The sequence below is a fragment of the Serratia odorifera genome (assembly GCF_041448735.1).
In the GTDB taxonomy this organism is placed as follows: Bacteria; Pseudomonadota; Gammaproteobacteria; order Enterobacterales; family Enterobacteriaceae; genus Serratia_F; species Serratia_F odorifera.
On record NZ_JBGMUT010000015.1, the window covers coordinates 1 to 26,396 of the forward strand.

Sequence of the window (26,396 nt, forward strand, 5' to 3'; positions counted from 1 at the left end):
ATTTTTTTGCTGCCGAAGCAGCTGGATATCGTCTTGTGAGTGCCCACACAGATTGTCTGATAAATTGTTAAAGAGCAGTGAGTTACGCGCCGAAGCTTGTTAACTCGAGGTGGCGTATAATACGCTTTCCTCTTTCAGAGTCAACCCGTTTTTTCAGGATTTTTTCTCTTTCGCCCTGGCTAGCTTGTGAAGTGAATCACTTGCCGTTGTGCCCGGTCGATGGAGGCGCATTATAGGGAGCCGGTTCAGAATGACAAGGATTAATATTCACTTTTCTTCCGACCGCTCACTATTCAGTCATAACGCCGATTAAATCCGCTTTTTAATCGCCTCGGGCAGGTCTGCCAGGCTATCCAGCACCCAATCCGCCTGTTTTTCACCGTCTTCGGTTACCGGTTTGCCGGTACGCACCAGGACTTTGGTGCCAACGCCCGCCGCCGCCGCCGCCAACATATCTTCTACTTTATCGCCAACCATATAAGAAGCAGCCATATCAATGTCCAATTCTTGCTGTGCTTGTAACAGCATGCCCGGCTGCGGTTTACGACAGTCACAGGTTTGACGGTAGGCGTCTACCGTGGCGTCAGGTAAATGTGGGCAGAAGTAAATACCATCGAGATCGACCTCACGGTCGGCCAGCGACCAGTCCATCCATTCGGTCAACTGCATAAACTGTTCTTCGCTGAACATGCCGCGCGCAATGCCGGACTGGTTGGTCACCAATACCAGGGCAAAACCCATTTTTTTTAGCTCACGGCATGCATCAATCACACCGTCAATAAATTGGAAATTATCGATTTCATGGACGTAGCCATGATCGACATTTATCGTGCCATCACGATCTAAGAAAATAGCTGGAACGCGTTGTGTCACCGGTTTACTCCTGAGGACCTGAAAACGCGCACAGTATCGCATGTTTGCCCTATGCTGAGAACGTTAGAGAACAACCTTGCCCGTTGACTTAGACGTCTAGACGCCTTAACATCTGAGCATACCTTGGTTCCACGCCAGGGTTTACTTTTATCTAGCCACGGGCAACCACGCTAAAATAAGAAGAATATGATTAAACTTTCTAACATCACCAAAGTGTTTCAGCAGGGTTCGCGCTCCATCACTGCGCTGTCAGACGTGACTCTCCACGTCCCTGCCGGACAGATCTACGGCGTTATCGGCTCCTCCGGCGCCGGTAAAAGCACGCTGATTCGCTGCGCCAACATGCTTGAGCGCCCTACCTCCGGCCAGGTACTGGTTGACGGACAGGATCTGACCTCGCTGTCGGAAAGCGAACTGACGCGCGCGCGTCGCCAGATTGGCATGATCTTCCAGCACTTTAATCTGTTGTCATCCCGCACGGTGTTTGGCAACGTTGCGCTGCCGCTGGAGCTGGACAGCACCCCGCGCGCGGACATCAAAAAGCGCGTCAGCGAATTGCTGGAGCTGGTCGGCCTGTCAGACAAGCATGACGCCTACCCCGCCAACCTGTCCGGCGGGCAAAAACAGCGCGTGGCTATCGCCCGTGCGCTGGCCAGCAACCCCAAGGTGCTGTTGTGTGACGAAGCCACCAGCGCACTGGACCCGGCGACCACCCGCTCCATTCTGGAGCTGTTGAAAGATATCAACCGCCGCCTCGGCTTGACCATTCTGTTGATCACCCACGAAATGGACGTGGTAAAGCGCATTTGCGATCAGGTTGCCGTAATCAGCCAGGGCCAACTGATTGAAAAAGACAGCGTCAGTGAAGTGTTCTCGCATCCCAAGACGCCGCTGGCGCAGCAATTTATTCAATCCACGCTGCATCTGGATATTCCTGACGACTACGCATTGCGTCTGAGCCCAGACCGCACCGGCGATCGCCAACCGCTGCTGCGCCTGGAGTTCACCGGCCAATCGGTCGATGCGCCACTGCTATCGGAAGCCGCTCGCCGCTTCAACGTCAACAACAACATTATCAGTGCGCAAATGGATTACGCCGGCGGAGTGAAGTTCGGCGTAATGCTGGCCGAGCTGCACGGCAGCGATGAAGACGCACTGGCGACAATTAAGTTCCTGCAAGAAAATCAGGTAAAAGTAGAGGTTCTGGGTTATGTCTGAGGCAATGATGTGGTTAATGGCGCGTGGCGTATGGGAAACCGTCATGATGACCTTTGTCTCGGGTTTCTTCGGTTTTGTCATCGGCTTGCCAGTTGGCGTGCTGCTGTACGTTACCCGCCCGGGACAAATCATCGCCAACCCGGCGCTGTATAAGGTGTTGTCGGGCCTGGTGAATATTTTCCGTTCGATACCCTTCATCATTTTACTGGTGTGGATGATTCCCTTTACCCGCATGATCGTGGGTACCTCGATTGGCCTGCAGGCGGCGATCGTTCCACTCACCGTTGGCGCTGCACCGTTTATCGCCCGCATGGTTGAAAACGCGCTGCTGGAAATCCCGTCCGGTCTGGTTGAGGCGGCACGCGCCATGGGGGCAACCCCGATGCAGATCATCAAGAAAGTGCTGCTGCCCGAAGCCTTGCCGGGTCTGGTCAACGCCGCCACCATCACCCTGATTACCCTGGTCGGCTATTCGGCGATGGGCGGTGCGGTCGGCGCCGGCGGCCTGGGGCAAATTGGTTATCAGTATGGATACATTGGTTATAACGCTACAGTTATGAATACGGTATTAATATTACTGGTAGTGCTGGTTTACCTGATCCAGTTCTGTGGCGATCGGATTGTTAAAACCGTTACCCATAAATAAGTTTCACAGCAACGCGCTCAACGGCGCATTACTTATGCGAGTCTAAAGAGGAAGGGATATGTCGTTAAAACTTAAATCCATCGCGGCAATCGGCGCACTGATCGGCACTCTGGCTCTGACAGGCTGCGGTCAGGATGAAAAAGATCCAAACCATATCAAAGTGGGCGTTATCGTCGGCGCCGAACAGCAGGTAGCGGAAGTCGCGCAAAAAGTCGCCAAAGAAAAATACGGTCTTGACGTTGAGCTGGTTACCTTCAACGATTACGTACTGCCAAACGAAGCGCTGAGCAAGGGCGATATCGACCTCAATGCCTTCCAGCACAAGCCTTACCTGGATCAGCAAATCAAGGATCGTGGTTATAAGCTGGTGTCGGTTGGCAGCACCTTCGTGTATCCGATTGCCGGTTACTCCAAAAAAATCAAATCGCTGAGCGAACTGCAACCGGGCTCGCAAATCGCCCTGCCTAACGATCCAACCAACCTGGGTCGTTCACTGCTGCTGCTGCAACAGGAAGGTTTGATCAAACTGAAAGACGGCGTTGGCCTGCTGCCAACCGTGCTGGATGTTACCGAGAACCCGAAAAACCTCAAGCTGGTCGAACTGGAAGCGCCACAGCTGCCACGTTCACTGGACGATCAGCAGATCGCGCTGGCGATTATCAACACCACCTACGCCAGCCAGATTGGCCTGACTCCGGCAAAAGACGGTTTGTTCGTTGAAGGCAAAGAGTCTCCTTACGTCAACCTGCTGGTTTCCCGTGAAGATAACAAAGACGCAGAAAACGTGAAGAAATTCGTTCAGGCTTACCAGTCTGATGAAGTTAACGATGCTGCCAATAAAATCTTCAACGGCGGTGCGGTAAAAGGCTGGTAATTCAATGGCCAAACGGCCGAGAGAATCAGAGCTGTCATCCGAATAACCTTCGGCTAACAGCTCCCACCACGCTATTTTATTCCTATAATTGCAAGACGGGCTGCGGCCCGTCTTGTTATTTCCACCATAGATTGCTTCAATAGCGCCACTTTATTTTATAAAAGGCAGAGGAATTTCCATGCGTGCTTTACCTCTCTGTTTGTTAGCGCTTACGCTAGGTGGCTGCTCCATGCTGCGTACCGAGCCAACCTCAACAAACAGTACCAGCAAACCAACGGCGACCACGCCAAGCAAAACCACACCTGCAGCGCGCCCGGCGCCGGTCAAGCTGTATAAAAGCGCCGAAGAGCTGGTCGGCAAGCCATTCCGCGATCTGGGAGAAGTGTCTGGCGAGTCTTGCCAAACCACCGTTCAGGATTCACCGCCGAACATGGCAACCGCACGTAAACGCATGCAGATCCGTGCGTCCTACATGAAGGCCAACGCCGTATTACTGCACGACTGCCAGATTGTCAGCGGTGTAGCCGGTTGTTATCAACAAGCCGTTTGCCAGGGTTCTGCGCTTAACGTCTCGTCCAAATGACCGAGTTCGTCTTTAATCAGATCGGTACTATCCGTTCACCGTACAAGGAAAAATTCGCCGTACCCCGTCAGCCGGGACTGGTGGAAGACGGTGGCGGAGAGCTGGTTCTGCTGCCGCCTTACAATCAGGCAGAAGCGGTTCGCGGTCTTGGCGAGTTCAGCCATCTATGGGTGATGTTTATCTTCCATCAAACCATGGACGGCGGCTGGCGGCCAACCGTGCGCCCACCACGCCTCGGCGGCAATACCCGCATGGGCGTGTTTGCCACCCGCTCGACCTTTCGCCCCAACCCGCTCGGCATGTCGCTGGTTGAGCTGACCGGCATCCGCGTTCACGGCGGCGAAGTGGTGCTGGAACTGGGCAGCCTGGATCTGGTTGACGGCACGCCGGTAGTGGATATCAAGCCCTATCTGCCGTTTGCCGAAAGCCAGCCGCAGGCGATAGCCGGTTTTGCACAGGATGCCCCGCCTGCCGATATGCCGGTGTGCTTTTCGCCGCAAGCGGAACAGCAACTGAATGACAATCTGACACGCTACCCCAACCTGCGTCGTTTTATCAGCCAGGTACTGGCGCAAGACCCGCGCCCCGCCTACCGCAAAGGCGAGAAAACCAATCGTGATTACGCGGTCTGGCTGCTGGATTTCAACGTGCGCTGGCGGGTCGTTGACGAGGTGAGCGAAGTGCTTTCACTCGAGCGCCGTTAAATTTCCTCGCTCTCTCTTTTGACAACCGGCACACGCTGTTAAACTAAATCACTTTTGACAATTTTGGCCGCCACTCTGGCTGCCCGTTGCAATTTGCAGTTCTAACGGAACCAAAACACCATGCGTACTAGCCAATATCTGCTCTCCACACTGAAGGAGACACCTGCCGATGCCGAAGTGATCAGCCACCAGCTGATGCTGCGCGCCGGGATGATTCGCAAACTGGCCTCCGGTCTTTATACCTGGCTGCCGACCGGCCTGCGGGTTTTGAAAAAAGTTGAGAACATCGTTCGCGAAGAAATGAATAACGCCAATGCGATCGAGGTTTCCATGCCGGTGGTGCAACCAGCGGATCTGTGGCAGGAAAGCGGCCGATGGGAGCAATACGGCCCGGAATTGCTGCGCTTTGTCGACCGCGGCGAGCGTCCGTTCGTGCTCGGCCCTACGCATGAAGAAGTGATTACCGATCTGATTCGCAATGAAATCAGCTCTTACAAGCAGCTGCCGCTGAACTTCTTCCAGATTCAGACCAAGTTCCGCGATGAAGTTCGCCCACGCTTTGGCGTTATGCGTTCACGCGAATTCCTGATGAAGGACTCTTATTCGTTCCATACCACGCAGGAATCGCTGCAGGCCACCTACGATGCCATGTATCAGGCCTACAGCAAGATTTTCAGCCGTATGGGCCTCGACTTCCGTCCGGTACAGGCGGATACCGGCTCGATTGGTGGCAGCGCGTCCCATGAATTCCAGGTGTTGGCCGCCAGCGGTGAGGACGATATCGTCTTCTCGACCGGTTCCGATTATGCCGCCAACATCGAACTGGCCGAAGCCGTCGCGCCGGCACAGCCGCGTGCGGCAGCAACCGAAGAACTGCGCGTCGTTGATACGCCAAATGCCAAAACCATCGCCGATCTGGTTGATCAATTCCAGCTGCCGGTAGAAAAAACCGTCAAAACGCTGCTGGTGCACGCCACAGAAGAGAGCGGCCATAAACTGGTTGCCCTGCTGGTGCGCGGCGATCACGAACTGAATGAAATCAAGGCCGAGAAACTGCCACAGGTGGCCGCACCGCTGACCTTCGCCAGCGAAGAAGAAATTCGCGCCATCGTCGGTGCCGGTCCAGGTTCGCTAGGCCCAATCAACATGCCGATTCCCGTGGTGATCGACCGCAGCGTAGCGGCCATGAGCGATTTTGGCGCCGGCGCCAACGTTGACGGCAAACACTACTTCGGCATCAACTGGCAACGCGACCTGCCGCTGCCGCAGGTGGCTGATATCCGTAACGTGGTTGAAGGCGACGCCAGCCCGGACGGTCAGGGCACCTTGCTTATCAAACGTGGCATCGAAGTGGGCCATATCTTCCAGCTCGGCACCAAATACTCGGAAGCGATGAAAGCAACCGTGCAGGGTGAAGACGGTCGTAACCAGCTGTTGAACATGGGCTGTTACGGCATTGGCGTTACTCGCGTGGTGGCGGCAGCCATCGAGCAAAACCACGACGATCGCGGCATTATCTGGCCAGACGCCATTGCGCCGTTCCACGTCGCCATTCTGCCAATGAACATGCACAAGTCATTCCGCGTGCAGGAACTGGCGGAAAAACTGTACGCCGAACTGCGCAGCCACGGTATCGACGTCATCCTCGACGATCGTAAAGAGCGCCCGGGCGTGATGTTCGCGGATATGGAACTGATCGGCGTGCCGCACTCGATCGTGATCGGTGACCGCAATCTGGATAGCGACGAGATCGAATACAAAAATCGTCGCGTCGGCGAAAAACAGATGATAAAAACCGGCGATATCGTTGAGTATCTGCTGGCGCAGATCCAGCGTTAATCCGGACCGTGTCGGCATCCCGCGACCAACGGCCAACAAAAAACCCGCCTTGGCGGGTTTTTTTTCGCGTTTCGCTTATCGGCTGGCGCAGTTCTGGTTTTTATCGAACCTGATTTGCCCGTCCGGCACCAGCGCTTTCTCCACCAGCCCCTCTTCCATCGACGGCTGTACGCTAAAGTGGCCATTCAGCATCAGGAATACCGGTTCGCCGCCTTCGGCACCGGCCTTGGCATAGCCTTGTTCCAGCGCCAGATTATTGGCTACCGGGAAGGTCTTGCCGGTGGCGCAGTCTTTAAATACCGCCGCATCCGCCATATAGCTATAGCTGCCACGCAGCGCCATTGGCGTGTTTGGCAGTTTTTTCTCTACCGGTTGCAAGCGGTAGTTTAGCGTCGACACGATCGGCGCGCCGCTTTGATCCAACAGCGCCAGATCCTTGCCCTGCGGATGGAAATAACGTTTTTCGCCGTTGTTATCCGTCAGCACCAGCTTGTCGGCGGTACGCGCCCAGCTACCGTAGCTGGCAAACGTGCGATCGCCATCCTTACTGCCGAGGTAGGTTTCCTGCAGGACAAAGGTCCCGTCTTCATCAAGGAATAATGAGGTTTCCAGACCAGAGCAGTCGGCACAAGGCAATATGCCCTGATAACTTTGCTGCATTGGCTGCAGCGGTTGTTCCTTGGGCTGGTAATGATTGTTACAGCCTAATAAAGAGAGTGCGCCTGCGGCTAGAAACAGCGCGATTGTTATTTTCTTCACAGTTATTCTCCTACTGCGCTCTTCCCTTCAATAATGAAGGAAATAACCCAAATTCCTTAAGGGCGGACCTTGCCACGCAACGCTTTTGTCGCGCCTTTGCGCACCTTGTTTTCCAGTCGGCGTTTTTTCGCGCCTTTACTGGGTTTGGTCGCTTTACGTGTTTTTTCCACCACCATTGCCTGACGAATCAGCGCCACCAGCCGAGCCAGTGCCGCTTCACGATTTAATTCCTGACTACGGTATTCCTGCGCCTTGATAATCACCACACCGTCGCCGGTAATCAAATGATGATTAAGCGCCAATAACCTTTCTTTATAATACTCTGGCAGGCTGGAGGCCCGGATGTCAAAGCGCAAATGGATGGCGGTTGAGGTTTTATTCACATGCTGGCCACCGGCGCCCTGCGCGCGAATGGCCGTAAGTTCAATCTCGTGGTCCGCTATGGCGACATTTCTTGACAGTTCGAGCAACGGTTACACCTGCGCCTGTTGCCACTCGGCAAACTGGATTTCCAGACTATTCTGAGCATCAGACAGCCAAATAGTTCCTTCCTGCAACGTCGCTTGCAGCGTCATATTGCGATTGGCCAGCGCCGTCAGACGGGCCAATTGTTCATCATCCAAAAACCGAATGCTCAGGTTTTTGTGGTTAGCGACCTTACTTTGCATCGACTGCCACCACACGCGAGCCGCGCGTTCGCCATAGGCATAGACCACCACGCGTGGCGACTGATTGCAGGCTTTCTTAATACGCTTCTCATCCGGCAGCCCCATTTCGATCCACATTTCCAGACCGTTATGGTCATTGCGCTGCCAGATTTCCGGTTCGTCGTCGGCGCTAAGCCCTTTGGTAAACGTCAGCCGTTCGTCAGCGTGGCAGATCCACGCCAGCAGGCGCAACATCATCCGCTGTTCTGTCTCTGATGGATGCTGGGCAATGGTCAGCATCGCATCGTGATAGAAGTGACGATCCATATCGGCGATATTGACCGTGGCTTTATAAATAGTTGCTTTCAACGCCATGGGTAACCTCATTATTTTCAGGGCACAGTGTACTTGATTTCACCTGTTTCCGCTCAGAAAGCTCGGCGTTGTCGATATGGTACGGTGCTGATAACTTAATAACACCTGTGCTATAGTCCTCTAGGATAGGTTAACACTCTGAGAGCCTGAGTTTCATTGCATCAGGGCCGTCAATGACGCAGAGGTTCTTAAGGGAGGTAACTGTGCAACAATACAGCGAGTTAGTACGCCGTTTTTACGCCGAGATAGGCAGTGGGGATCTTGGCTACGTGCCCGATGCGCTAGCATGTGTATTAAAGGCATTGGACGATGTTGCTGCGAATAGCGCACTCCCGTCCTCCGTTAGGGAACAGGCGGCCTTTGCCGCCGCTAACTTATTGGTGAGCGACTATGTTGATGAATGATGAGTACCAATCCATCAATTGCGATGACTACGAAAGCCTGGAACTCGCCTGTCAGCATAACTACATCCTGACGCTGGAGTTACGCGACGGAGAAACGCTTGAAGGCAAGGCCAGTGAGCTGAAGTTTACCAAGGGCGTTGAGTATCTGATTATCGATCAAAGCGGCAGCGCACGTAGCCTGCGCCTGGACCATATCAAGAGTTTCAGCCATCCGCAAATCGGTACCGTGGTCGTCAGCCTGTCGGACTGAGCCACACGGTAACCCCATCCCACAGGGCAGCCAATGGCTGCCCTCGTCATTTCTGCACCGCGGGCTCTCAGGGTTTGAGGCTGGCGTAATAGGCCGCCAGATCGGCGATATCAGCGTCCGACAGTCCGGAGACGTACGCCCGCATCACCTCCGCCTGCCCGCCGGAACGGCCGCCGCTTTTATAGGCCTGCAGCGCGTGCTCCAGGTACATGGCATTTTGCCCGGCCAGATTAGGGTACATCGGCACCGACACTTTACCGCTCGCACCATGGCAGGCGAGGCAACTGGCTGATTTCTCCTTGCCGGCTGCGGCATCGCCGGCGGCCAGAGCCGGCAGGCTGAACATGGCAAGCGCCGCCAGCAGAACACTGACAAATTTCATGATTATTCCTTTGGGATGCTTATTTTTTATTCCAGCGCAGCCGCCATACAGGGACATCAGCCACCGGTTGTCCGGCTTCGGTGATAAAAACCCCTAATGCGGCAATCAGGCAGTCATCATAATAGATCAACGGAATACGTTCACGCTGCCAAGGCGCAATCGCCAATTCCTGCCACAGTTTTTTAGCCGAACGCGAATGTCTGCGCCCCGCGATACGTAACCTGCCGCTAACGCCAAAACGCACGCTCACCGCCTGCTGCGGCTGCGGTGCGCGTACCATAATCTCCCCTTCGCCACGACTGATGCTGCCCAGGCCATCTGGCAAAGCGAGCGTCGCCGCGTCGAACCAGGGCAAATGCACTGCGCACAAGTCTGCCAACGGCGGCAGCAGATACAGGCGCTGGCGGTAACGGCGAACCTGGTAATGGGCCAGTTGCAGCTGCGGTTCCGCGTCGGCGCGCGCCAATGCCACCTCGTCCCACAGCCGTTGCAATTGCTCGCGTGACGGCATGGTGAAACCAGCGAGCGCTATCCAGCGGCGCAGCAATGCAAAACGCCGCGGGGCAGAACAGGCCTGTAACCCGTCTATGGCAATCGACTGCTCTTGGTCAGTCAACGCCTGCAACTGCTCCGCCAGCAGTTCGTCAAGCAACAGCTCCTGCTCGGCGCACAGGCTGGCGCTGCGCGCAGCGGCAGTGGCAAAGTGCGGCCAGCGCTGCGTCAATAGCGGCAGCACCTGCAAGCGCAGAAAATTGCGGTCGAAACGTGCATCCTGATTACTGTCATCCTCGATCCAGTCGAGTTGCTGCCGAGCGGCATACTGTTCCAACTGCCGGCGGCTCACCCCGAGCAGCGGACGCAGCAACGGGGAGTCGCCCAGCGTGCCGTACGTCGCCATTGCCGCCAGCCCCGCCGGCCCGCTGCCGCGCTTTAGCGCCAGCAGAAAGGTTTCGCACTGGTCGTCGAGATGCTGTGCCGTCAGCAGGGCCTCACCGCTCGACAGCGTCCGTTGCAGTGCCTGGTAGCGCGCCGTACGCGCCGCAGCCTCCAGCCCGCCGTCGCGACTCTCCACCTGCACATACTGCACCACCAGCGGCACCTGCCAGTTGGCACACTGCCGCTGGCAATGCGCGACCCAGTCATCGGCCAGGGCGCTCAGGCCGTGGTGCACATGCACCGCGCGCAATTGCAGCTCCGGCCGCCGTTGGCGAAGTTGCACCAGCAAGTGCAGCAATACGCTGGAATCCAGCCCGCCGCTGAACGCCACCAGCCACTGGCGGTGCTCGCCCAGCTGTTCTGCAAGCTGCGTCACTAATTGATTGGTCTTCATTGTTCGGCTTTATCACATCCACATTGCTGCACGGTAACTCTGCCGCCCCCGATCAATCAAGCATTAACCACCCGGCCAAGGCGGCGAGCGACCATACACCAACCGACCAGCACGGCAATCACCAGCAATGCGCTGCCGGCCGCCCCCCAGCCAATCTGGCTGAAAATGCTGCCGTAGGCCTGGATCGCCGCGCCGCCGAGGCGATCTTCCGCCATCTGATTAGCGATAATGCCCGCCAGATAATTGGCCACCGAACCGGTCGCCAACATGTAAATACCGGTCAGCACACCGGTGGCACCGGGGATATTCAAGCGGGTGATCTGCGCCATGGCCACCGGATCGATAAACAGTTCGGCGAACCCCATCATCGCCAGGCCGGCAATCATCAGCCCCATCGACGCTTGCCCGTTAATGTGCCCCAGCCGCGCGTTGAGCGCCATCAGCATAAACCCAACGCCGATCAACAGCAGGCCAAAGGCAAATTTGCACCAAATGCGCAACGTACGATTGCCCTCGCCCTCCGCGCTCATCAACCAGGCCAGCGCCACGCCGCCGAGCATCACCGCAAAGGCGTTCACCGACTGGAACAGCGCGGTAGGTACTTGCCACGATAACCAGCGACGATCGACGAAATGATCGATAAACAGGCTGATCGAACTGCCGCCCTGCTGAGCAAATGCCCAGAACAGCGTGCCCAGCAGCATCAGTATGACGATCTGCCACAGCGCACGCCGCTGCGTCGCATCCACCCGCCACAGAATACGCGCCACCAGCACCACCGCCGCCAGGCATACCAGAACCAGCAAATAACCGGCCAGGTCGTGAATAAATAAAAAGGTGAACAGCAGCGGCGACAACGGCAATGCGAGCAGTAGCCAGCCCCAATGCGGCACCCCTCCGCTTTTGCTCCGCATCAAGGCAACATTGACGCCACGGGTATGCTGAAAATGGCGGCTGCCACACAGAAAAATCATCAGACCGGCAAACATGCCGATACCCGCCAGGGCAAAGCCAACGTGCCAGCCGTAATGTTCCGCCGCCAGTCCACAGGCGATCGGTGCCAGGATCGAACCGACGTTGCCCGCGGCGTACAACAGCGAAAACCCCCCTTCGCGACGCGGATCGTGCGGTTGATACAGTTCGCCCAGCAGGCAGCTGATATTGGATTTAAACAGGCCATAACCGCAGACGATAATCGCCAGCGCCAGATACAGCGACTGGCTGGAAACCGCGCTCAGTCCAAGTACCACGTGGCCTAGCGTCATCAGCGCCGCACCGGCAATCACCGCGATGCGATTGCCCAGCAGGCGGTCGGCCAGCCAACCGCCGAGAATCGGCGTAACGTAAACCAGAGAAGCATAGGCGCTGTAGAGATTGATGGCGTGGCTGTCAGAATAGCCGAGTTGGTGGGTTAGATAGAGAATAAGTAACGCACGCATGCCGTAAAAGCTGAAATATTCCCAAATTTGTATCGCTACGACATAGTAGATTGCGCGCGGCTGTGAGGGTGTTTTCATGGTTTTCTCCCATCAGTCGATGAACTGCACGGCAAAAGGGAAGCGCGAACGCTTCCCTCGGTCCCCGTCATCATTACGCTGCCTTCAGATTGCCTGCACTACCGCGCTGCATTGACTTGCGTCTATTCATCGTCAGTGTTTTCAGCCGCCTTGATGCATCGCCAACCATGTCGGGTACGCTGGCCTTACTTATCGTTTTTCAGCACCTTCACGGTGTAGCGGCCATCCGCCTGACGGTAAGCGCCGTGGATATCGGTTTCGAAGCCCGGATAATGCGCGCCGATTTCGCACAGCATTTGCAGGAACTCCAGTACCGGCCGGCTTTCTTCGGTCAGCATTTCACCTGGCATGACCAACGGTACGCCTGGAGGATAAGGCAGAATCATGTTGGCATTGACCTTGCCAACCATCTCTTCCAGATACACTTCCTCAACCTCGCCGTGCAGCTCTTTCTGGAATGCCTGATACGGGTTCATCACCATGGTTGGCAACACCTCAAAGGCGCGGTACATCAGATCCGGCAGGTTATGCTGCTCGACCAACTGGTGAATATTGCGAGCCAGATCCTGAATGCGCATGTTTTCATAGAACTCAGGCGCTTCCTGATACAGCGACGGCAGCATGTTTTTCACCCGCAGGTTCAGATCGAACGAGCGCTTGAAGTCGGTCATGGCACGCAGCAGGCTGAGCGCCTTGGTTTTGTCGATACCAATGCTGAACAGGAACAACAGGTTATACGGACCGGTTTTTTCAACGATAATGCCGCGCTCATCCAGATACTTGGCCACAATGCTGGCCGGGATACCGAACGATTGCATGGTCCCTTCTTTGCTCATCCCTGGCGTCAGAATGGTCACCTTGATCGGGTCGAGATACATATGCTCGTTATCGATGTTTTTGAACCCGTGCCAGGCGCTGTCCGAACGCAGCGGCCAGCACTCCGGCTCATCGATATGCTCCGGCTGCCAAACGTCAAAGAACCAACCGTCGGACTCAACGTTCAGTCGTTTGATCTCCTTGCGGAAGCGGATGGCACGTTCAATCGAACCGTTGATCAGACGCTTGCCGGCATTGCCCTTCATCATCGCCGCCGCGGTTTCGGTCGACGCCACGATGCCGTAATGCGGCGAGGTGGTGGTGTGCATCATATAGGCTTCATTGAAGGTTTCTTCGTTGATGTCGCCCTTCACGTGGATCATCGATGCCTGTGAGAATGCCGCCAGCAATTTATGGGTGGATTGGGTTTCATAAATCACCTTGCCTTCCACACGGCCGCCGCTCATGCCGCACTTGCCTTTATAAATCGGGTGGAAATTGGTATACGGCACCCAGGCGGAATCAAAGTGAATGGATTTAACGTCCAGCGTGTTTTTAATAAAATCGGTGTTGTACAGCAGACCATCGTAGGTCGAGTTGGTGATCACCGCATGCACCGGCCAGGTCGCGTTCGGCGTTTCTTTTACCCGTTTGGCGATGGTGGCACGGCTAAATTCGCTCTGCGGGATGCCGCCGAGAATGCCGTAGGCGTTACGGGTTGGTCGGAAGTAGATCGGCGTGATGTCGCTCATCATCATCAGGTGCGTCAGCGATTTGTGGCAGTTGCGGTCAATCAGCACCGTGCTGCCCGCTGGCGCCGAGTACATGCCGACGATTTTATTGGCGGTGGAGGTGCCGTTGGTCACCATGTAGCTGCGTTCAGCGTTGAATACGCGGGAAATATACTCCTCGGCTTCTTTGTGCGGGCCGGAGTGGTCCAGCAGCGACCCCAGTTCCGATACCGAAATAGACACGTCGGACTTCATGGTATTGGCGCCAAAGAAATCATAAAACAGGCTGCCGACCGGGCTTTTCTGGAACGCGGTGCCCCCCATATGGCCTGGGGTACAGAAGGTGTATTTGCCTTCTCGCACGTATTTGAACAACGCCTTGGTCAACGGCGGCAGAATGGTATCGATGTATTCATCGGTGTTTTGCTTGATTTTGGCAGCAATATCCTGCGCCGCGCCCAGCGCGTATTCAAAGAAACGTACCTGCATGCGCAGATCGTTCAGGCTGACATCAAGCGTCGAGTAGGTATTGGCAAAGGCGTAAAGCGGCATGTATTCATTGAGCTGGCTGATTTCTTCGCACAGCTCCAGATTGTATTTGTCCCAGTCGAAAATCACCCCGCACAGGCGGGCATTATTTTCGATCAGTTTGAGCAGGTCTTCGCGATCGTTAGGATAAACAATGCGGAAATCCAGTCCTTCCAACGCCTGATGCAGTTCACGGATCGGCTCTTCTTTAAAGTAGACACCCATGTGATTCATGATGGCGATAACGTTCATAAGCATTTCTCCTGGCAAAGCAAGCCCCTTCCCATCGCGAGACAGGTCGGAAAGAAAGAGGCTGAGGTCATATCGGTTGGTCAGAGGCGGTGGATCAGTGCGCTTTGGCCGCTGCGTTGTCTTCGATAGCTGCCGCGTTGGCAACCTGACGGGTATTCATTTTCCGGGCGTAGAACATCAGGATGATCAGGCTGACGATAAAGGTGCCGGACAGTTCGAACGAATTGGCACCCATCAAGGCGATGAAGCAGAAGCCACAGCCGCAGATGGAAGCGATCAGGCTCAACAGGTTGCGAACATTGACGCCTTCGAAGCGAATCAGGTCTACGCACGAGTAGAAGTAAGGCAGCATGGTCAGCAGTACCGCGATGCCGGTCAGTTCGCCAAACAGGTCGGATGCCTTGCCGCCGTTGGAGCTCATCAGGGTGATCAGCACCATTAACGCGGTCATTTTGCAGCTGGCCAGCAGCAGGCCTTTCTTCGGTATGCCGTTTTTATCCAGTTCGCCGTACACTTTCGGGAAGTTACCGTCATTGGCGGCACGAACCCCGGCCTGGCCTACCAGCATCATCCACGAGCCCAGCGAGGTCAGACAGGCGAAGGCGGTGAAGGCTGAGACCATTGGCGCGGCCCAACCGCCCATAATGGTGGAGGCACTGATGGCAAACGGTGCGCCACTGGCGGCCATTTGGCTGGCAGGGTACATGCCGCTCAATACCTGGGTGGCGGCGATATAGATAATGCCGGCCAGACCGGTCCCCAACATGGTGGCCAACGGTACGGTGCGTTTCGGATTTTTTACCATGCCGGTGCTGACCGCAGCAGATTCCACACCGATGAAGGCCCACAGACACAGCAGAATACTTTTAACCACTGCGTGACTGTCAGTGGTGGTGGAGGTATTCCAGTTCGCCTGATAGGTAGCGACGTCAAACCAGTGCCAGCCGGCAATGGCGGTCACCACAATCGGGATCAACACCAGCACCAGGCCAAGGGTGGTCAAACGGCTGACCCAGGATCCGCCGAGCAGATTGACAAAGGTGAACACCCAGACGATGGCAATACAGGCAATGCCTGCCGGTACCGGATTATTCAGCGCGGGGAAGAAGGTAGAAAGGTAGGAAACGGCGGTAATGCCGATGGCCAGATTGCCAATCCAGTTGGCATGGTAATACAGAACGCCGGTCTGGAAGCCAAAGGCCGGCGATATTTCCCCGGCGTAGGCAATAGGGCCACCCTGTTGTGGATTTTTAGTGGCAAGTCTGGCGTAAACATAGGCCAACGACATCGCACCAATAATAGATATCACCCAGCCCCAAATGGCAATGGAGCCGATACTTGCCAGGTTCGCGGGTAATAGCGCAATCCCGCTCCCCATCATATTCCCGGCGACCACGCCGGTGCAGGCAATAAGCCCTATCTTCTTGGATGAAGCCATGTCTGTTCTCCTGAGTGTCATTTTTTATAAGCCAGGGCGATAAACCAACAATCAGCGACCCGACTTGATGCTCAGAATGTTAAACAGACGAGAATATAAAATCCTAAAGATAAAGTGATATTACACTCATGATCATACAAATGATAAGTTGAGGTTTTGCAGTAACATATAAATATGCCAAGCTCATATCAAGAAAAGGTAAACAGCCAATAAAAACAGCCAATTAGCCAGGTTAAAATAATTAACAAATGAAAAATACCCCCCTCTGGTAAGTGCTTATTGAATTACAAAACGACAACACAACGTCACATTAAATATAACGTCCTCGGTAACGCTGCGCTAGTCGAAAGCAATGACCAGGTTATTTATCGGCATCGTAATGAGACAAATAAGGTACGACCGCAGAAATTGAGGTTTGGAATACGCCATTTCTTATCCAATGCAGGGTATTTTCCCCAGGGCGCAAATTAAAAGCGGTGATGTAAGAGTCTGCCGCCAAATGATTTCGCCCCTGCATTTCATACACCTTGCCCAGCAGAACATAATTAATCCACGACATTTGCATATCGATAGCCTTATTTATCGCTCGGTAGGCGTCGTCGATTCTTCCCTGCCCCAGCGCTTCCACGGTATATATCTGCTGCAAGATAGGGCTGTCTTGCAATTGCGGCAGCTTTTCCAGCCGCGAGATCTCATCACGCAGCTGCTGCGATTGCTGACTGTCAAACGGTTGATATGAGTTTCTTAATACGTCAACCAGCGCTTTTTCTGCCCCGCTATAGATAAAATCAGGCGCGCTTTTCATCAGCGCGCTGAGCAGTTCACTGGCACGCGTCAGGGATTCAACATCCCCCTGAATCAACAGCTGGTGCGCCTGATAAAACTGCTGCAAGGCCGGCCCCTGCTGCGGCAGCACATCGTTCAGACGCTTTAGCAACTGCGGCGGCCACGGTTGCTTCAGCGCCACCGACATGCTGTTTAGCAAATCGGCCTGGATCTTGAGCTGATTATCCGTGGTGATAAAGTAACGTTTATCCAGCATGATGGCGCTATCGGCGTTATCCACCAGCTTTACCGACAGGAAACATTGCTGGGCGCGGTAGTGGCGCTGGTTGACGAATTCGATGGTCAGCGACTTGCCTGAACTGCTCGGCCCGCCGTAGTTATAGTTGGTTTGATCGTGGACCAAAAAGGTGGAGTAGGTATTGAGGGAGTCGGCAATCAGCTCACTGAGGCCAACCACGTAGGAAAGCTGCGGCATCCAGTTGCTGCAGCTGTTGCCGCCCTGAATGCGGATATCGATATCCCGCGGATTAAGCAGCATCGGCATGGTTGCTACCGGTACCCGCTGCGACAAGGTCGCAATACCGACAAACGCCACGCAGGCGCTGAGTGCGGCCAGGAAGCTCAACCATACCCAAAATGGCGAGCGTTGATAAAATCGCCTGCCGTTACGCGCCGGCTCGGCAGGTTTTGCCGCCGGGCGCGGCGGGATATAGTCTTGCGCATCATCTTCGCCGCCATCTTCCGGCTCATGGGTAATCACCGCCACCTGCGGCGCTGCCGGCGGTAGCAGTTCGCCCTCTTCGCACCACATGACCGGCGCAGCCAGCTTATAACCACGCTTGGGCACGGTGACAATGTATTCACGGCCGTTGCCATCGCCGTCTTTCAAATACTTGCGCAGTTCGGAAATGCTCTGCGTCACCACATGATTGGTGACGATATTGCGTTTCCAGACGTTATCGATCAGCTCATCACGACTCAACACCACGTCCGGATGCTGAGCAAAGTAGAACAGCATATCGATTAAACGTGGCTCCAGCGTCTTCTGACGCCCATCACGGCTGATTTGATTATTTGCTGGAGTAACCAGCCACTCTCCGACGCGAAATACAGGCTGTTGCATGGCGGAAATAACTCAAAGGGGACACGAAGCAAGCGCGCGATAATACCATAACCTCCTGCGACTTGGGCTGCGCCATGTCGATTAAGCATTCATTGTTCATATAACTCTAGCGGCAAGCCGTCAGGATCGCTGAAGAATGTGAAGCGCGCCCCGGTATAAGGGTCAACGCGTACCGTTTCGCATGCCACGCCAGCAGCCTGTAAATGCGCAATCGACTGCTCGATATCGTCGACGCTAAACGCCAGATGGCGCAGGCCACATGCCTCCGGACGGCTGACACGCAGCGGCGGTGACGGAAAGGAAAACAGTTCGAGGGTATATTGGCCATTCAGCGCCAGATCGGCCTTCCAGGAGTCGCGCTCCTGGCGATAAAACTCGCCTTGCAGGGTAAAACCCAGTATCTGGCAGTAAAAGTGCTTACTGACGGCATAATTGGAAGCAATGATTGCAATGTGATGCACCTGACGTAAAGCCAACATACTAACTCCTGATGTAAGGTTGGATGAGCTACGTTAGGCGATGAGTCCGACCGAGGTCAATCGGCAAAAGGCCGAATAGTAAAAAGCCCCGCTGAGCAAACGGGGCTTGAAACAATACCGTAGTCAACCTGGCGTTCAGCCTGACAGATCTGCCAGCGCCGCACCAAAGTTGATATGCAACACCTGACCATCCACTACCAGCGCAGGCACGCTCTTCACCCCTGCCCGTTCGGCATCGGCAATGCTGGCCGGCTGCTCGCCCAGATGCACCACATCCACGACGACATCATCACGCAGCAGTGCCAACAGCTGTTGTTCTGCACTCACGCAAACCGGGCAACCGGCATGATAGAAAACGGCTTTAGTCATGATAATTCTCCTTGTTATGACCTTGTGGGTAAGTTGATACCCCATTTAGTTTCGAATCGAAACCAAATGTACAGTAAGGTCATCGCTACTGCTTGTCAATATAGTTTTCAATCGATACTATCTAGCGACAATAACGAGGGGATTATGCTGACACTGTTTGATTTGCTGGAACGCCTGAATAGCCTGCAGCGCAGCTGGCTGCGCAGTCATGAGGAGCTGGCCGCCTTGCCGCCGGTGCAGCTGAGTGCGCTGTATTATCTGGCGCGCTGCAATCACTATTCCAACACGCCGATGGCGGTGGCGGATTACCTTGGACTCACCAAGGGTACGGTGTCGCAATCGTTAAAAAAATTAGAGAGTAACGGGCTGATCGCCCGGATGGCGGACGTTAAAGATCGCCGCAGCGTACGATTGCAGCTGACCGACAAAGCGCGTGAATTGATGGACGCGCTGTTTCCTCCGGCCTATCTACGCGAGGCGCAGCAGGCGATGGGCAACGACGGCGATGATCTGTTGGCATTACTGACGCAGTTACTGCGCCAGTTACAAAAGCAAGGCGACGCTGCGCTGTTTGGTGAATGTCACCGCTGCCGCTACCATCAGCGGCGCGAAGGGCACGGCTTTTGCGGCCTGACGCATGAGCCGTTACCGCACGCCAGCGAGCGGCTTATCTGTCGCGAGTTTGCCTGAATCACAGCGGATCTTTCAGCACCTTCACCAGATAGCGCCCGTCGTCGGTCACTTTGGTACCATGAATGTCGGTTTCAAACCCCGGATAACGCTTGCCAATCGAACACAGCATCAGCAGAAAATCCAGCACCGCCCGGCTTTCTTCGGTGATCATTTCTCCCGGCATCACCAACGGCACCCCTGGCGGGTATGGCAGGATCATGTTTGCCGCCACTCTGCCTATCAGTTGATCTATTTCACAGCTTTCAACGTTGCCGCGCACCTGCTGCTGGAACATCTGGTGCGGGGTCAGGCACATTTGTGGCAAGACGTCGAACGCGCGTTGCATCAGGCGCGGCAAGTCGTGCTGGCAAATCAGCCGGTGGATGCCGGCGGCCAGATCCTGGATACGCATATTGCGATAGAAGTCGGGATCTTCGGCGTACAGATCCGGCAGCATATTCTTCACCCGCAGGTTAAGATCGAAAGCGCGTTTAAAATCGGTCAAGCCGCGCAACAGGCTCATCGCCTTGGTTTTATCAATACCGATGCTGAACAGAAACAGCAGGTTATAAGGACCGGTTTTTTCTACCACGATACCCCGTTCGTCGAGATACTTGGCCACCAGCGCCGCCGGAATACCACTTTCCGCCAATCCCCCCAACTCATTCATGCCGGGTGTCAAAATGGTCACCTTGATCGGATCGAGGAACAGGTGATCGCGGTCGGTGTTGCCGAAACCATGCCAGTTTTCGTCCGGTGACAACGCCCAGCATTCGGCCTGATCGATCTCTTTCGGTTGCCAGATATCAAAAAACCAGCCGTCACTTTCCGCGCGCAACCGCTGTACCTCACGGCGGAAATGCAGGGCACGCTCTACCGAGCGGTTGATCATCCGCCGCCCCGGATTGCCACGCAGCATCGCCGCAGCGGTTTCCATTGATGCCACGATGCCGTAATGCGGCGAGGTGGTGGTATGCATCATATAGGCTTCATTGAAGGTACTTTCATCGTAATCCCCCTTGATATGTATCATCGAGGCTTGCGAGAACGCCGCCAATAATTTGTGCGTCGACTGGGTTTCGTAGATCACCTTACCGGCGATACGCTCGCCGCTCATACCGCTCTTGCCGCTATAGATGGGGTGAAAATTGGTGTATGGCACCCAGGCGGAGTCAAAATGGATCGACGGCACCTCCAGCGTCTGCTTGATAAAGTCGGTGTTATACAGCAGGCCGTCATAGGTGGAATTGGTGATCACCGCATGCACCGGCCAACTGGCATTAGCGGTTTCCGCAATGCGACTGCTGATACTCTCGCGGCTGAACTCCCGCCGTGGGATGCCGCCGAGAATGCCGTAGGCATTACGCAGCGGGCGCAGGTAAATTGGCACGATATCGCTCATCATCAACAGATGACACAGCGATTTGTGGCAGTTGCGGTCGATCAATACCGTGCTACCCGCCGGTGCCGAGTACATGCCAATAATCTTGTTGGCGGTCGAGGTGCCGTTGGTCACCAGATAGCTCTGCTCGGCGTTAAAGGTGCGGGCGATATACTCTTCGGCTTCCAGGTGCGGGCCGGTATGATCGAGCAGCGAACCCAGTTCGGTCACCGAAATCGAGACGTCGGCCTTCAGCGTATTGGCGCCAAAAAAGTCGTAGAACAGACAGCCGACCGGGCTTTTCTGAAACGCGGTGCCTGCCATATGGCCAGGGGTACAGAAGGTGTATTTGCCTTCCTTGACGTAGGTGAACAGCGCCTTGGTCAGCGGTGGCGTGATAGTGTCGATGTATTCATCGGTGTACTGGCGGATACGCTGGGCAATATCCTGCGCCGCATTCAGGCCGTACTCAAAGAAATACAGCACCATGCGCATTTCATGCAGGCTGACGTCGAAAGTCGAATGGGTGTTGATGAACGCATACAACGGCAAGTATTCATTGAGTTCGTTGATTTCGCTGCACAGTTCCAGACTGTACTCGTCCCAGTCGAAAATCACGCCGCAGATGCGCGCATTGTGTTCAATCAGCTTCAGCAGATCTGCGCTGCCTTGCGGATACACCAGTTGAAACCCCATGACAGACAGCGCCTGATGCAGCTCGCGTATCGGTTCATCTTTGTAGTAAACGCCCATCGGGCTCATGATCGCGATAATATTCATGGTGCTGCTCCTGTCAGTAAACGGCCAATACAACCTTATAAAGCATAAAGCAAAATAGACAGACGTAAAAAAACCGCCCGGAGGCGGTTTGGTGTGGCAAGCGCTTATCAGCAGTAGCCGTAGTTCATCAGGCGCTGATAGCGGCGATTGAGCAACTCTTCGGTGTTCAACCCGTCGAGATCGGTCAGATCGGCCAGCAACTGTGCCTTCAGCGATGCAGCTATCGCCGGCACGTCGCGATGAGCCGCGCCCAGCGGTTCCGGGATCACCGAATCAATCAGCTTCAGTTCTTTCAGACGCGGCGCGGTGATGCCCATCGCTTCTGCGGCGATTGGCGCTTTGTCAGCGCTTTTCCACAGAATCGAGGCACAGCCTTCCGGCGAGATCACCGAGTAGGTACTGTACTGCAGCATATTCACTTTATCGCCAACGCCGATCGCCAACGCGCCACCGGAGCCGCCTTCGCCAATAACCGTACAGATCACCGGCACCTGCAGACGCGACATCTCACGCAGGTTGCGGGCAATCGCTTCCGACTGGCCGCGCTCTTCTGCACCCACGCCCGGGTAGGCGCCCGGAGTGTCAATGAAGGTGATGATCGGCATCTTGAAGCGTGACGCCATCTCCATCAGGCGCAGCGCCTTACGGTAACCTTCCGGTGCCGGCATACCGAAGTTGCGGCGGATTTTCTCTTTGGTTTCGCGGCCCTTCTGGTGCCCGATGATCATCACCGGCCGACCGTCCAGACGCGCGATCCCACCGACGATCGCCTTGTCATCGGCATAGGCGCGGTCGCCGGCCAACTCTTCGAAGTCGGTAAAGATGTGTTTGATATAATCCAGGGTGTAAGGACGGCGCGGATGGCGTGCCAATTGGGCAACTTGCCAGGCCCCAAGATCGGAAAAAATCTTGCGCGTCAGCTCAACGCTCTTTTCACGCAGGCGCTGAACCTCTTCGTCCAGATTAATATCTAATTTTTCGTCTTGACGGCTGACTGCAGTCAGCGAGTCAATTTTCGCTTCCAGCTCTGCAATCGGCTGTTCAAAATCAAGAAAATTCAGACTCATAGTATTCCTATTTTAGTCAAATTCCAGTTCCACCTGCTCATTGCCTACCAAAGTCCGCAAATCTATCAACAAGCGGTCGGTGGGCGTCACACGCCAGGTTGCGCCAAAACGCAGCTTGGCCCGTGCGTCGATCCGTTGATAGTAGAGATGCACTGGAATCGTCCCCGAGCGATGGGGTTCCAACGACTGACGGAGACGGTTCAAAAGCTGGTCATCAATTTGCCTGTCAGTCAGCGAGATAGCAAGCCCGCGAGCGTATTTTTCACGTGCTTCGCTGATGTCCATGAGCTCACGGGCAGTCATTTTAAGCCCGCCGCTAAAGTCATCAAAGCTGACCTGTCCACTGGCAATCAGGATACGGTCTTTTTCCAACAAATGCTGGTATTTTTCCAACGCATCGGTGAAAAGCATCACTTCCAGACGCCCGGAACGGTCATCCAGCGTACAAATCCCGATGCGATTGCCACGCTTGGTGACCATCACCCGCGCAGCGACCACCAAGCCAACGGCGGTGGTCATTTTGCCCCGATCCGTCGGGTGCATGTCTTTCAAACGCTGGCCACCGGCGTAACGTTCGATTTCCTTAAGGTACTGGGTAATCGGGTGGCCGGTCAGATACAGCCCCAGCGTCTCCCGCTCACCGTCCAGCACCACCTGCTCTTGCCACGGTGCAACGTTGGCATAAGATTGCTCAACCTGCTCCGGCGCTTCCGCCAGCACGCCAAACATATCCACCTGGCCGATGGCCTCGGCTTTGGCATGCTGATCGGCCGCTTTCAGCGCGTCACCGAGCGAATTCATCAGCGCAGCGCGATGCGGTCCCAGGCGGTCAAACGCCCCGGACATGATCAGCTTTTCCAGAATGCGGCGGTTCAGCTTTTTGATATCAGAACGCGCGCAAAGGTCGAACAAGTCCTTGAAGTAACCCTGTTCGCCGCTGTTGCGCGCTTCAATAATAGCTTCAATTGGCCCTTCCCCCACACCTTTAATCGCGCCGATACCGTAAACGATTTCGCCGTCGTCATTGACGTGGAAGTGGTATTGGCCACTATTGATGTCTGGCGGCAGGATTTTTAGCCCCATCCGCCAGCACTCATCCACCAGCCCGACCACCTTGTCGGTGTTGTCCATATCGGCGGTCATCACCGCCGCCATAAACTCGGCCGGGTAGTGCGCCTTCAGCCACAGCGTCTGATAAGATACCAGCGCATAGGCCGCGGAGTGGGATTTGTTAAAGCCATATCCCGCGAACTTCTCTACCAGATCGAAGATCTTGATCGACAGTTCACCGTCAATGCCCCGCGCTTTCGCCCCATCTTCAAAACCGCCACGCTGCTTGGCCATTTCGACCGGGTTCTTTTTACCCATCGCACGACGCAGCATATCCGCGCCGCCCAGCGTATAGCCAGCCAGCACCTGGGCAATCTGCATCACCTGTTCCTGATACAGGATGATGCCGTAGGTTGGCTCCAGTACCGGTTTCAGCGACTCATGCTGCCATTGAATGTCCGGGTAGGAGATCTCTTCACGGCCGTGCTTACGGTCGATAAAGTTATCCACCATGCCAGATTGCAACGGCCCCGGACGGAACAGCGCCACCAGAGCGATCATGTCTTCGAAGCAGTCCGGTTTCAGACGCTTGATCAGATCCTTCATGCCGCGCGATTCAAGCTGGAATACCGCAGTGGTTTCCGAGCGTTGCAGCATATCGAAGCTTTTCTTGTCGTCGAGCGGGATAGCGGCGATGTCGATCGGCGGCAGGTCGGTCTTGGCGCGCCGCTTGTTGATCATCTCCAGCGCCCAGTCGATGATGGTCAGGGTACGCAGGCCAAGGAAGTCGAACTTCACCAGCCCGGCGTATTCCACGTCGTTTTTATCGAACTGGGTAACCGGATGGTTGCCTTCCGCGTCGCAATACAGTGGAGCAAAATCGGTGATCTTGGTCGGCGCGATCACCACGCCGCCGGCGTGCTTCCCGGCGTTACGCGTCACCCCTTCCAGTTTGCGCGCCATGTCGATCAGCGCCTTGACCTCTTCGTCCGCTTCGTAGATTTCCGGCAACTGCGGTTCGGCGGCAAAGGCCTTTTCCAGCGTCATGCCCGGATCGGGCGGCACCAGTTTTGAAATGCGGTCGACAAACCCGTATGGATGGCCCAGCACGCGCCCAACGTCGCGAATTACCGCTTTGGCCGCCATGGTGCCGAAGGTAATAATCTGTGATACCGCTTCGCGACCGTACATCTCCGCCACGTGCTCAATCACCAGATCGCGTTTTTCCATGCAGAAATCGACGTCGAAGTCAGGCATCGAAACACGTTCAGGGTTAAGGAAACGTTCGAACAGCAGATCGAACTCCAGCGGGTCGAGGTCGGTGATCTTCAACGCATAGGCCACCAGCGAGCCGGCGCCGGAGCCTCGCCCTGGCCCTACCGGCACGTTGTTATCCTTCGACCACTGGATGAACTCCATTACGATCAGGAAGTAACCGGGGAACCCCATCTGGTTGATCACCTTCAGTTCGATATCCAGACGCTCATCGTATTCTGGCCGACGTTGGGCACGGACTTCAGGATCGGGGAACAGGAACTCCAGACGTTCTTCCAGCCCTTCTTTGGATTTGGCTACCAAAAAGTCTTCGGTAGTCATATCACCGGTTGGGAATTGCGGCAGGAAGTATTCACCCAGACGAATGGTGACGTTACAGCGTTTGGCGATTTCAACGCTGTTGATCAACGCTTCGGGAATATCGGCAAACAGCTCGCACATCTCGTCTTCATTGCGCATGTATTGCTGCGGGCTGTAATTGCGCGGACGTTTAGGGTCATCAAGGGTGAAGCCGTCGTGGATCGCCACGCGGATTTCATGGGCGTCGAAATCGTCTTCAACCAGAAAACGCACATCGTTGGTCGCCACCACCGGTAAATCACGCTCGGTCGCCAGGGCTACCGCGGCGTGCAGGTAGTTTTCTTCATCCGGCCGCCCGGTGCGGATCAGCTCCAGGTAGTAGTTATCGGGGAAATACTGCTGATAGAACGCCAGACACTGCTCAACCTGCGCGTGGTTGCCGCGCAGCAGAAATTTGCCGACGTCGCCCATCCGCCCGCCGGATAGCAATATCAGCCCTTCGCGGTGTTCTACCAGCCAGTCACGGTCGATGATAGGACCGGCGGCGCCGTAACCGCGTTGATAGGCGCGGGAGATCAGCAAGGTCAGGTTCTGATAGCCGTCGTTGTTGGCGGCCAGTACGGTAAGCTGCGCCAGCTCATCGCCCAGCACATCGCTTTGCACATGGAAATCTGCGCCAATGATCGGTTTGATACCGGCACCGTGCGCGCTGCCATAAAACTTGACCAGACCGCACAGGTTGGTGAAGTCGGTGATTGCCAGGGCCGGCATGGCTAACGCAGCGGCTCTTTTCACCAACGGCCCGACTTTGGCGAGCCCGTCGATCATCGAGTAGTCGCTGTGAACGCGTAAGTGAATAAAACGGGGTTCGGCCATATCCTGATACCAGAAATGTGTGAATGTCATAACGTGGCGTCAAGCCGCTACCAGGGTATTTGTCATCCTGCT

At 55.3% G+C, this 26,396-nt stretch carries 24 protein-coding genes; 9 read left to right on the forward strand and 15 right to left on the reverse strand.

Translation table 11 applies throughout. The features are described from left to right. Positions 1-309 precede the first annotated feature (309 nt). Positions 310-873, reverse strand: coding sequence for a D-glycero-beta-D-manno-heptose 1,7-bisphosphate 7-phosphatase (gmhB, locus tag ACCC84_RS21620; protein ID WP_039991821.1), 564 nt, complete (start codon positions 871-873; stop codon positions 310-312). 186 nt (positions 874-1,059) lie between these two features. Between gmhB and metN the strand changes: the two genes are divergently transcribed. From metN to proS, 6 genes are all read left to right on the forward strand, one after another. Beyond that, positions 1,060-2,091, forward strand: coding sequence for a methionine ABC transporter ATP-binding protein MetN (gene metN, locus ACCC84_RS21625; RefSeq protein ID WP_004959319.1), 1,032 nt, complete (start codon positions 1,060-1,062; stop codon positions 2,089-2,091). Beyond that, the gene (locus tag ACCC84_RS21630) at positions 2,084-2,737 is read left to right on the forward strand and encodes a methionine ABC transporter permease MetI (protein ID WP_004959318.1); all 654 of its coding nucleotides are present in this window, start codon (positions 2,084-2,086) and stop codon (positions 2,735-2,737) included. The genes metN and ACCC84_RS21630 overlap by 8 nt, the downstream gene beginning before the upstream one ends. A 58-nt stretch (positions 2,738-2,795) precedes the next feature. After that, complete coding sequence (locus ACCC84_RS21635) at positions 2,796-3,611, forward strand: MetQ/NlpA family lipoprotein (protein ID WP_004959317.1); 816 nt, start codon at positions 2,796-2,798, stop codon at positions 3,609-3,611. A gap of 178 nt (positions 3,612-3,789) precedes the next feature. Continuing rightward, the gene (gene rcsF / locus ACCC84_RS21640; protein WP_039991820.1) at positions 3,790-4,194 is read left to right on the forward strand and encodes an envelope stress sensor lipoprotein RcsF; all 405 of its coding nucleotides are present in this window, start codon (positions 3,790-3,792) and stop codon (positions 4,192-4,194) included. Beyond that, positions 4,191-4,898: a tRNA (N6-threonylcarbamoyladenosine(37)-N6)-methyltransferase TrmO gene (tsaA, locus tag ACCC84_RS21645; RefSeq protein ID WP_371902321.1), complete on the forward strand. Its 708-nt coding sequence runs from the start codon at positions 4,191-4,193 to the stop codon at positions 4,896-4,898. Before rcsF ends, tsaA begins: the two co-directional genes overlap by 4 nt. Positions 4,899-5,018: 120 nt before the next feature. Next, positions 5,019-6,737, forward strand: coding sequence for a proline--tRNA ligase (proS, locus tag ACCC84_RS21650; protein ID WP_004959311.1), 1,719 nt, complete (start codon positions 5,019-5,021; stop codon positions 6,735-6,737). Positions 6,738-6,812: 75 nt separating this feature from the next. On the opposite strand, the gene nlpE is transcribed toward proS, so the two are convergent. Genes nlpE through ACCC84_RS21665 form a run of 3 tightly spaced genes read right to left on the reverse strand, consistent with a single transcriptional unit; the run spans position 6,813 to position 8,518 of the window. After that, complete coding sequence (gene nlpE / locus ACCC84_RS21655) at positions 6,813-7,496, reverse strand: envelope stress response activation lipoprotein NlpE (protein ID WP_004959310.1); 684 nt, start codon at positions 7,494-7,496, stop codon at positions 6,813-6,815. A 56-nt stretch (positions 7,497-7,552) separates the two neighbouring features. Next, positions 7,553-7,966 carry an alternative ribosome rescue aminoacyl-tRNA hydrolase ArfB gene (gene arfB / locus ACCC84_RS21660; RefSeq protein ID WP_004959308.1) on the reverse strand — a complete coding sequence of 138 codons (414 nt, stop codon included), beginning with the start codon at positions 7,964-7,966 and terminating at the stop codon, positions 7,553-7,555. A 3-nt stretch (positions 7,967-7,969) separates the two neighbouring features. Continuing rightward, positions 7,970-8,518: a YaeQ family protein gene (locus tag ACCC84_RS21665; RefSeq protein WP_004959304.1), complete on the reverse strand. Its 549-nt coding sequence runs from the start codon at positions 8,516-8,518 to the stop codon at positions 7,970-7,972. A gap of 203 nt (positions 8,519-8,721) precedes the next feature. Here ACCC84_RS21665 and ACCC84_RS21670 point away from each other — a divergent pair, with 203 nt between their 5' ends. Together ACCC84_RS21670 and rof are read left to right on the forward strand one after the other, a co-directional pair. Beyond that, positions 8,722-8,922 (forward strand): YaeP family protein, encoded by a 201-nt coding sequence (locus ACCC84_RS21670; protein WP_039992600.1) that lies wholly within the window; start codon positions 8,722-8,724, stop codon positions 8,920-8,922. Continuing rightward, positions 8,909-9,172 carry a Rho-binding antiterminator gene (gene rof / locus ACCC84_RS21675; protein ID WP_039991819.1) on the forward strand — a complete coding sequence of 88 codons (264 nt, stop codon included), beginning with the start codon at positions 8,909-8,911 and terminating at the stop codon, positions 9,170-9,172. Before ACCC84_RS21670 ends, rof begins: the two co-directional genes overlap by 14 nt. A gap of 67 nt (positions 9,173-9,239) precedes the next feature. Here the strand turns inward: rof and ACCC84_RS21680 are convergent, their stop codons facing one another. From ACCC84_RS21680 to ACCC84_RS21715, 8 genes are all read right to left on the reverse strand, one after another. Continuing rightward, on the reverse strand, positions 9,240-9,554 hold the full coding sequence (locus ACCC84_RS21680; protein ID WP_371902322.1) for a c-type cytochrome: 315 nt from the start codon (positions 9,552-9,554) through the stop codon (positions 9,240-9,242). 19 nt (positions 9,555-9,573) lie between these two features. Continuing rightward, positions 9,574-10,884, reverse strand: coding sequence for a tRNA lysidine(34) synthetase TilS (gene tilS / locus ACCC84_RS21685; RefSeq protein WP_371902323.1), 1,311 nt, complete (start codon positions 10,882-10,884; stop codon positions 9,574-9,576). Between the two features lie 56 nt (positions 10,885-10,940). Continuing rightward, positions 10,941-12,401 (reverse strand): dipeptide permease DtpD, encoded by a 1,461-nt coding sequence (gene dtpD / locus ACCC84_RS21690; RefSeq protein WP_371902324.1) that lies wholly within the window; start codon positions 12,399-12,401, stop codon positions 10,941-10,943. A gap of 185 nt (positions 12,402-12,586) precedes the next feature. Then, on the reverse strand, positions 12,587-14,728 hold the full coding sequence (cadA, locus tag ACCC84_RS21695) for a lysine decarboxylase CadA (protein WP_039991818.1): 2,142 nt from the start codon (positions 14,726-14,728) through the stop codon (positions 12,587-12,589). Between the two features lie 94 nt (positions 14,729-14,822). Then, the gene (cadB, locus tag ACCC84_RS21700) at positions 14,823-16,166 is read right to left on the reverse strand and encodes a cadaverine/lysine antiporter (protein WP_039991817.1); all 1,344 of its coding nucleotides are present in this window, start codon (positions 16,164-16,166) and stop codon (positions 14,823-14,825) included. A gap of 361 nt (positions 16,167-16,527) precedes the next feature. Continuing rightward, on the reverse strand, positions 16,528-18,075 hold the full coding sequence (gene cadC, locus ACCC84_RS21705) for a lysine decarboxylation/transport transcriptional activator CadC (protein WP_004959272.1): 1,548 nt from the start codon (positions 18,073-18,075) through the stop codon (positions 16,528-16,530). An 89-nt stretch (positions 18,076-18,164) separates the two neighbouring features. Beyond that, positions 18,165-18,554 carry a VOC family protein gene (locus ACCC84_RS21710; protein WP_004959270.1) on the reverse strand — a complete coding sequence of 130 codons (390 nt, stop codon included), beginning with the start codon at positions 18,552-18,554 and terminating at the stop codon, positions 18,165-18,167. A gap of 135 nt (positions 18,555-18,689) precedes the next feature. Then, positions 18,690-18,923 (reverse strand): glutaredoxin domain-containing protein, encoded by a 234-nt coding sequence (locus ACCC84_RS21715; protein WP_039991815.1) that lies wholly within the window; start codon positions 18,921-18,923, stop codon positions 18,690-18,692. 147 nt (positions 18,924-19,070) lie between these two features. Here ACCC84_RS21715 and ACCC84_RS21720 point away from each other — a divergent pair, with 147 nt between their 5' ends. Further along, entirely contained in the window at positions 19,071-19,613 is a 543-nt protein-coding gene (locus ACCC84_RS21720; RefSeq protein WP_081445095.1) for a MarR family winged helix-turn-helix transcriptional regulator, read from the forward strand. Position 19,614: 1 nt separating this feature from the next. Here the strand turns inward: ACCC84_RS21720 and ACCC84_RS21725 are convergent, their stop codons facing one another. The 3 genes from ACCC84_RS21725 to dnaE form a co-directional block, all read right to left on the reverse strand. After that, complete coding sequence (locus tag ACCC84_RS21725) at positions 19,615-21,756, reverse strand: lysine decarboxylase LdcC (RefSeq protein ID WP_371902325.1); 2,142 nt, start codon at positions 21,754-21,756, stop codon at positions 19,615-19,617. A 107-nt stretch (positions 21,757-21,863) separates the two neighbouring features. Further along, the gene (accA, locus tag ACCC84_RS21730; RefSeq protein ID WP_004959261.1) at positions 21,864-22,823 is read right to left on the reverse strand and encodes an acetyl-CoA carboxylase carboxyl transferase subunit alpha; all 960 of its coding nucleotides are present in this window, start codon (positions 22,821-22,823) and stop codon (positions 21,864-21,866) included. 12 nt (positions 22,824-22,835) lie between these two features. Next, positions 22,836-26,324: a DNA polymerase III subunit alpha gene (gene dnaE, locus ACCC84_RS21735; protein ID WP_039992597.1), complete on the reverse strand. Its 3,489-nt coding sequence runs from the start codon at positions 26,322-26,324 to the stop codon at positions 22,836-22,838. Between the last annotated feature and the right edge of the window lie 72 nt (positions 26,325-26,396).

Excerpts from the sequence above, each read along its gene's own strand:
- metN (WP_004959319.1), top strand. The coding sequence starts at position 1,060 with ATGATTAAACTTTCTAACATCACCAAAGTGTTTCAGCAGGGTTCGCGC.
- ACCC84_RS21630 (WP_004959318.1), top strand. The coding sequence starts at position 2,084 with ATGTCTGAGGCAATGATGTGGTTAATGGCGCGTGGCGTATGGGAAACC.
- ACCC84_RS21635 (WP_004959317.1), top strand. The coding sequence starts at position 2,796 with ATGTCGTTAAAACTTAAATCCATCGCGGCAATCGGCGCACTGATCGGC.
- rcsF (WP_039991820.1), top strand. The coding sequence starts at position 3,790 with ATGCGTGCTTTACCTCTCTGTTTGTTAGCGCTTACGCTAGGTGGCTGC.
- tsaA (WP_371902321.1), top strand. The coding sequence starts at position 4,191 with ATGACCGAGTTCGTCTTTAATCAGATCGGTACTATCCGTTCACCGTAC.
- proS (WP_004959311.1), top strand. The coding sequence starts at position 5,019 with ATGCGTACTAGCCAATATCTGCTCTCCACACTGAAGGAGACACCTGCC.
- ACCC84_RS21665 (WP_004959304.1), bottom strand. The coding sequence starts at position 8,518 with ATGGCGTTGAAAGCAACTATTTATAAAGCCACGGTCAATATCGCCGAT.
- rof (WP_039991819.1), top strand. The coding sequence starts at position 8,909 with ATGTTGATGAATGATGAGTACCAATCCATCAATTGCGATGACTACGAA.
- ACCC84_RS21680 (WP_371902322.1), bottom strand. The coding sequence starts at position 9,554 with ATGAAATTTGTCAGTGTTCTGCTGGCGGCGCTTGCCATGTTCAGCCTG.
- tilS (WP_371902323.1), bottom strand. The coding sequence starts at position 10,884 with ATGAAGACCAATCAATTAGTGACGCAGCTTGCAGAACAGCTGGGCGAG.
- dtpD (WP_371902324.1), bottom strand. The coding sequence starts at position 12,401 with ATGAAAACACCCTCACAGCCGCGCGCAATCTACTATGTCGTAGCGATA.
- cadA (WP_039991818.1), bottom strand. The coding sequence starts at position 14,728 with ATGAACGTTATCGCCATCATGAATCACATGGGTGTCTACTTTAAAGAA.
- cadB (WP_039991817.1), bottom strand. The coding sequence starts at position 16,166 with ATGGCTTCATCCAAGAAGATAGGGCTTATTGCCTGCACCGGCGTGGTC.
- cadC (WP_004959272.1), bottom strand. The coding sequence starts at position 18,075 with ATGCAACAGCCTGTATTTCGCGTCGGAGAGTGGCTGGTTACTCCAGCA.
- ACCC84_RS21710 (WP_004959270.1), bottom strand. The coding sequence starts at position 18,554 with ATGTTGGCTTTACGTCAGGTGCATCACATTGCAATCATTGCTTCCAAT.
- ACCC84_RS21715 (WP_039991815.1), bottom strand. The coding sequence starts at position 18,923 with ATGACTAAAGCCGTTTTCTATCATGCCGGTTGCCCGGTTTGCGTGAGT.
- ACCC84_RS21725 (WP_371902325.1), bottom strand. The coding sequence starts at position 21,756 with ATGAATATTATCGCGATCATGAGCCCGATGGGCGTTTACTACAAAGAT.
- accA (WP_004959261.1), bottom strand. The coding sequence starts at position 22,823 with ATGAGTCTGAATTTTCTTGATTTTGAACAGCCGATTGCAGAGCTGGAA.
- dnaE (WP_039992597.1), bottom strand. The coding sequence starts at position 26,324 with ATGGCCGAACCCCGTTTTATTCACTTACGCGTTCACAGCGACTACTCG.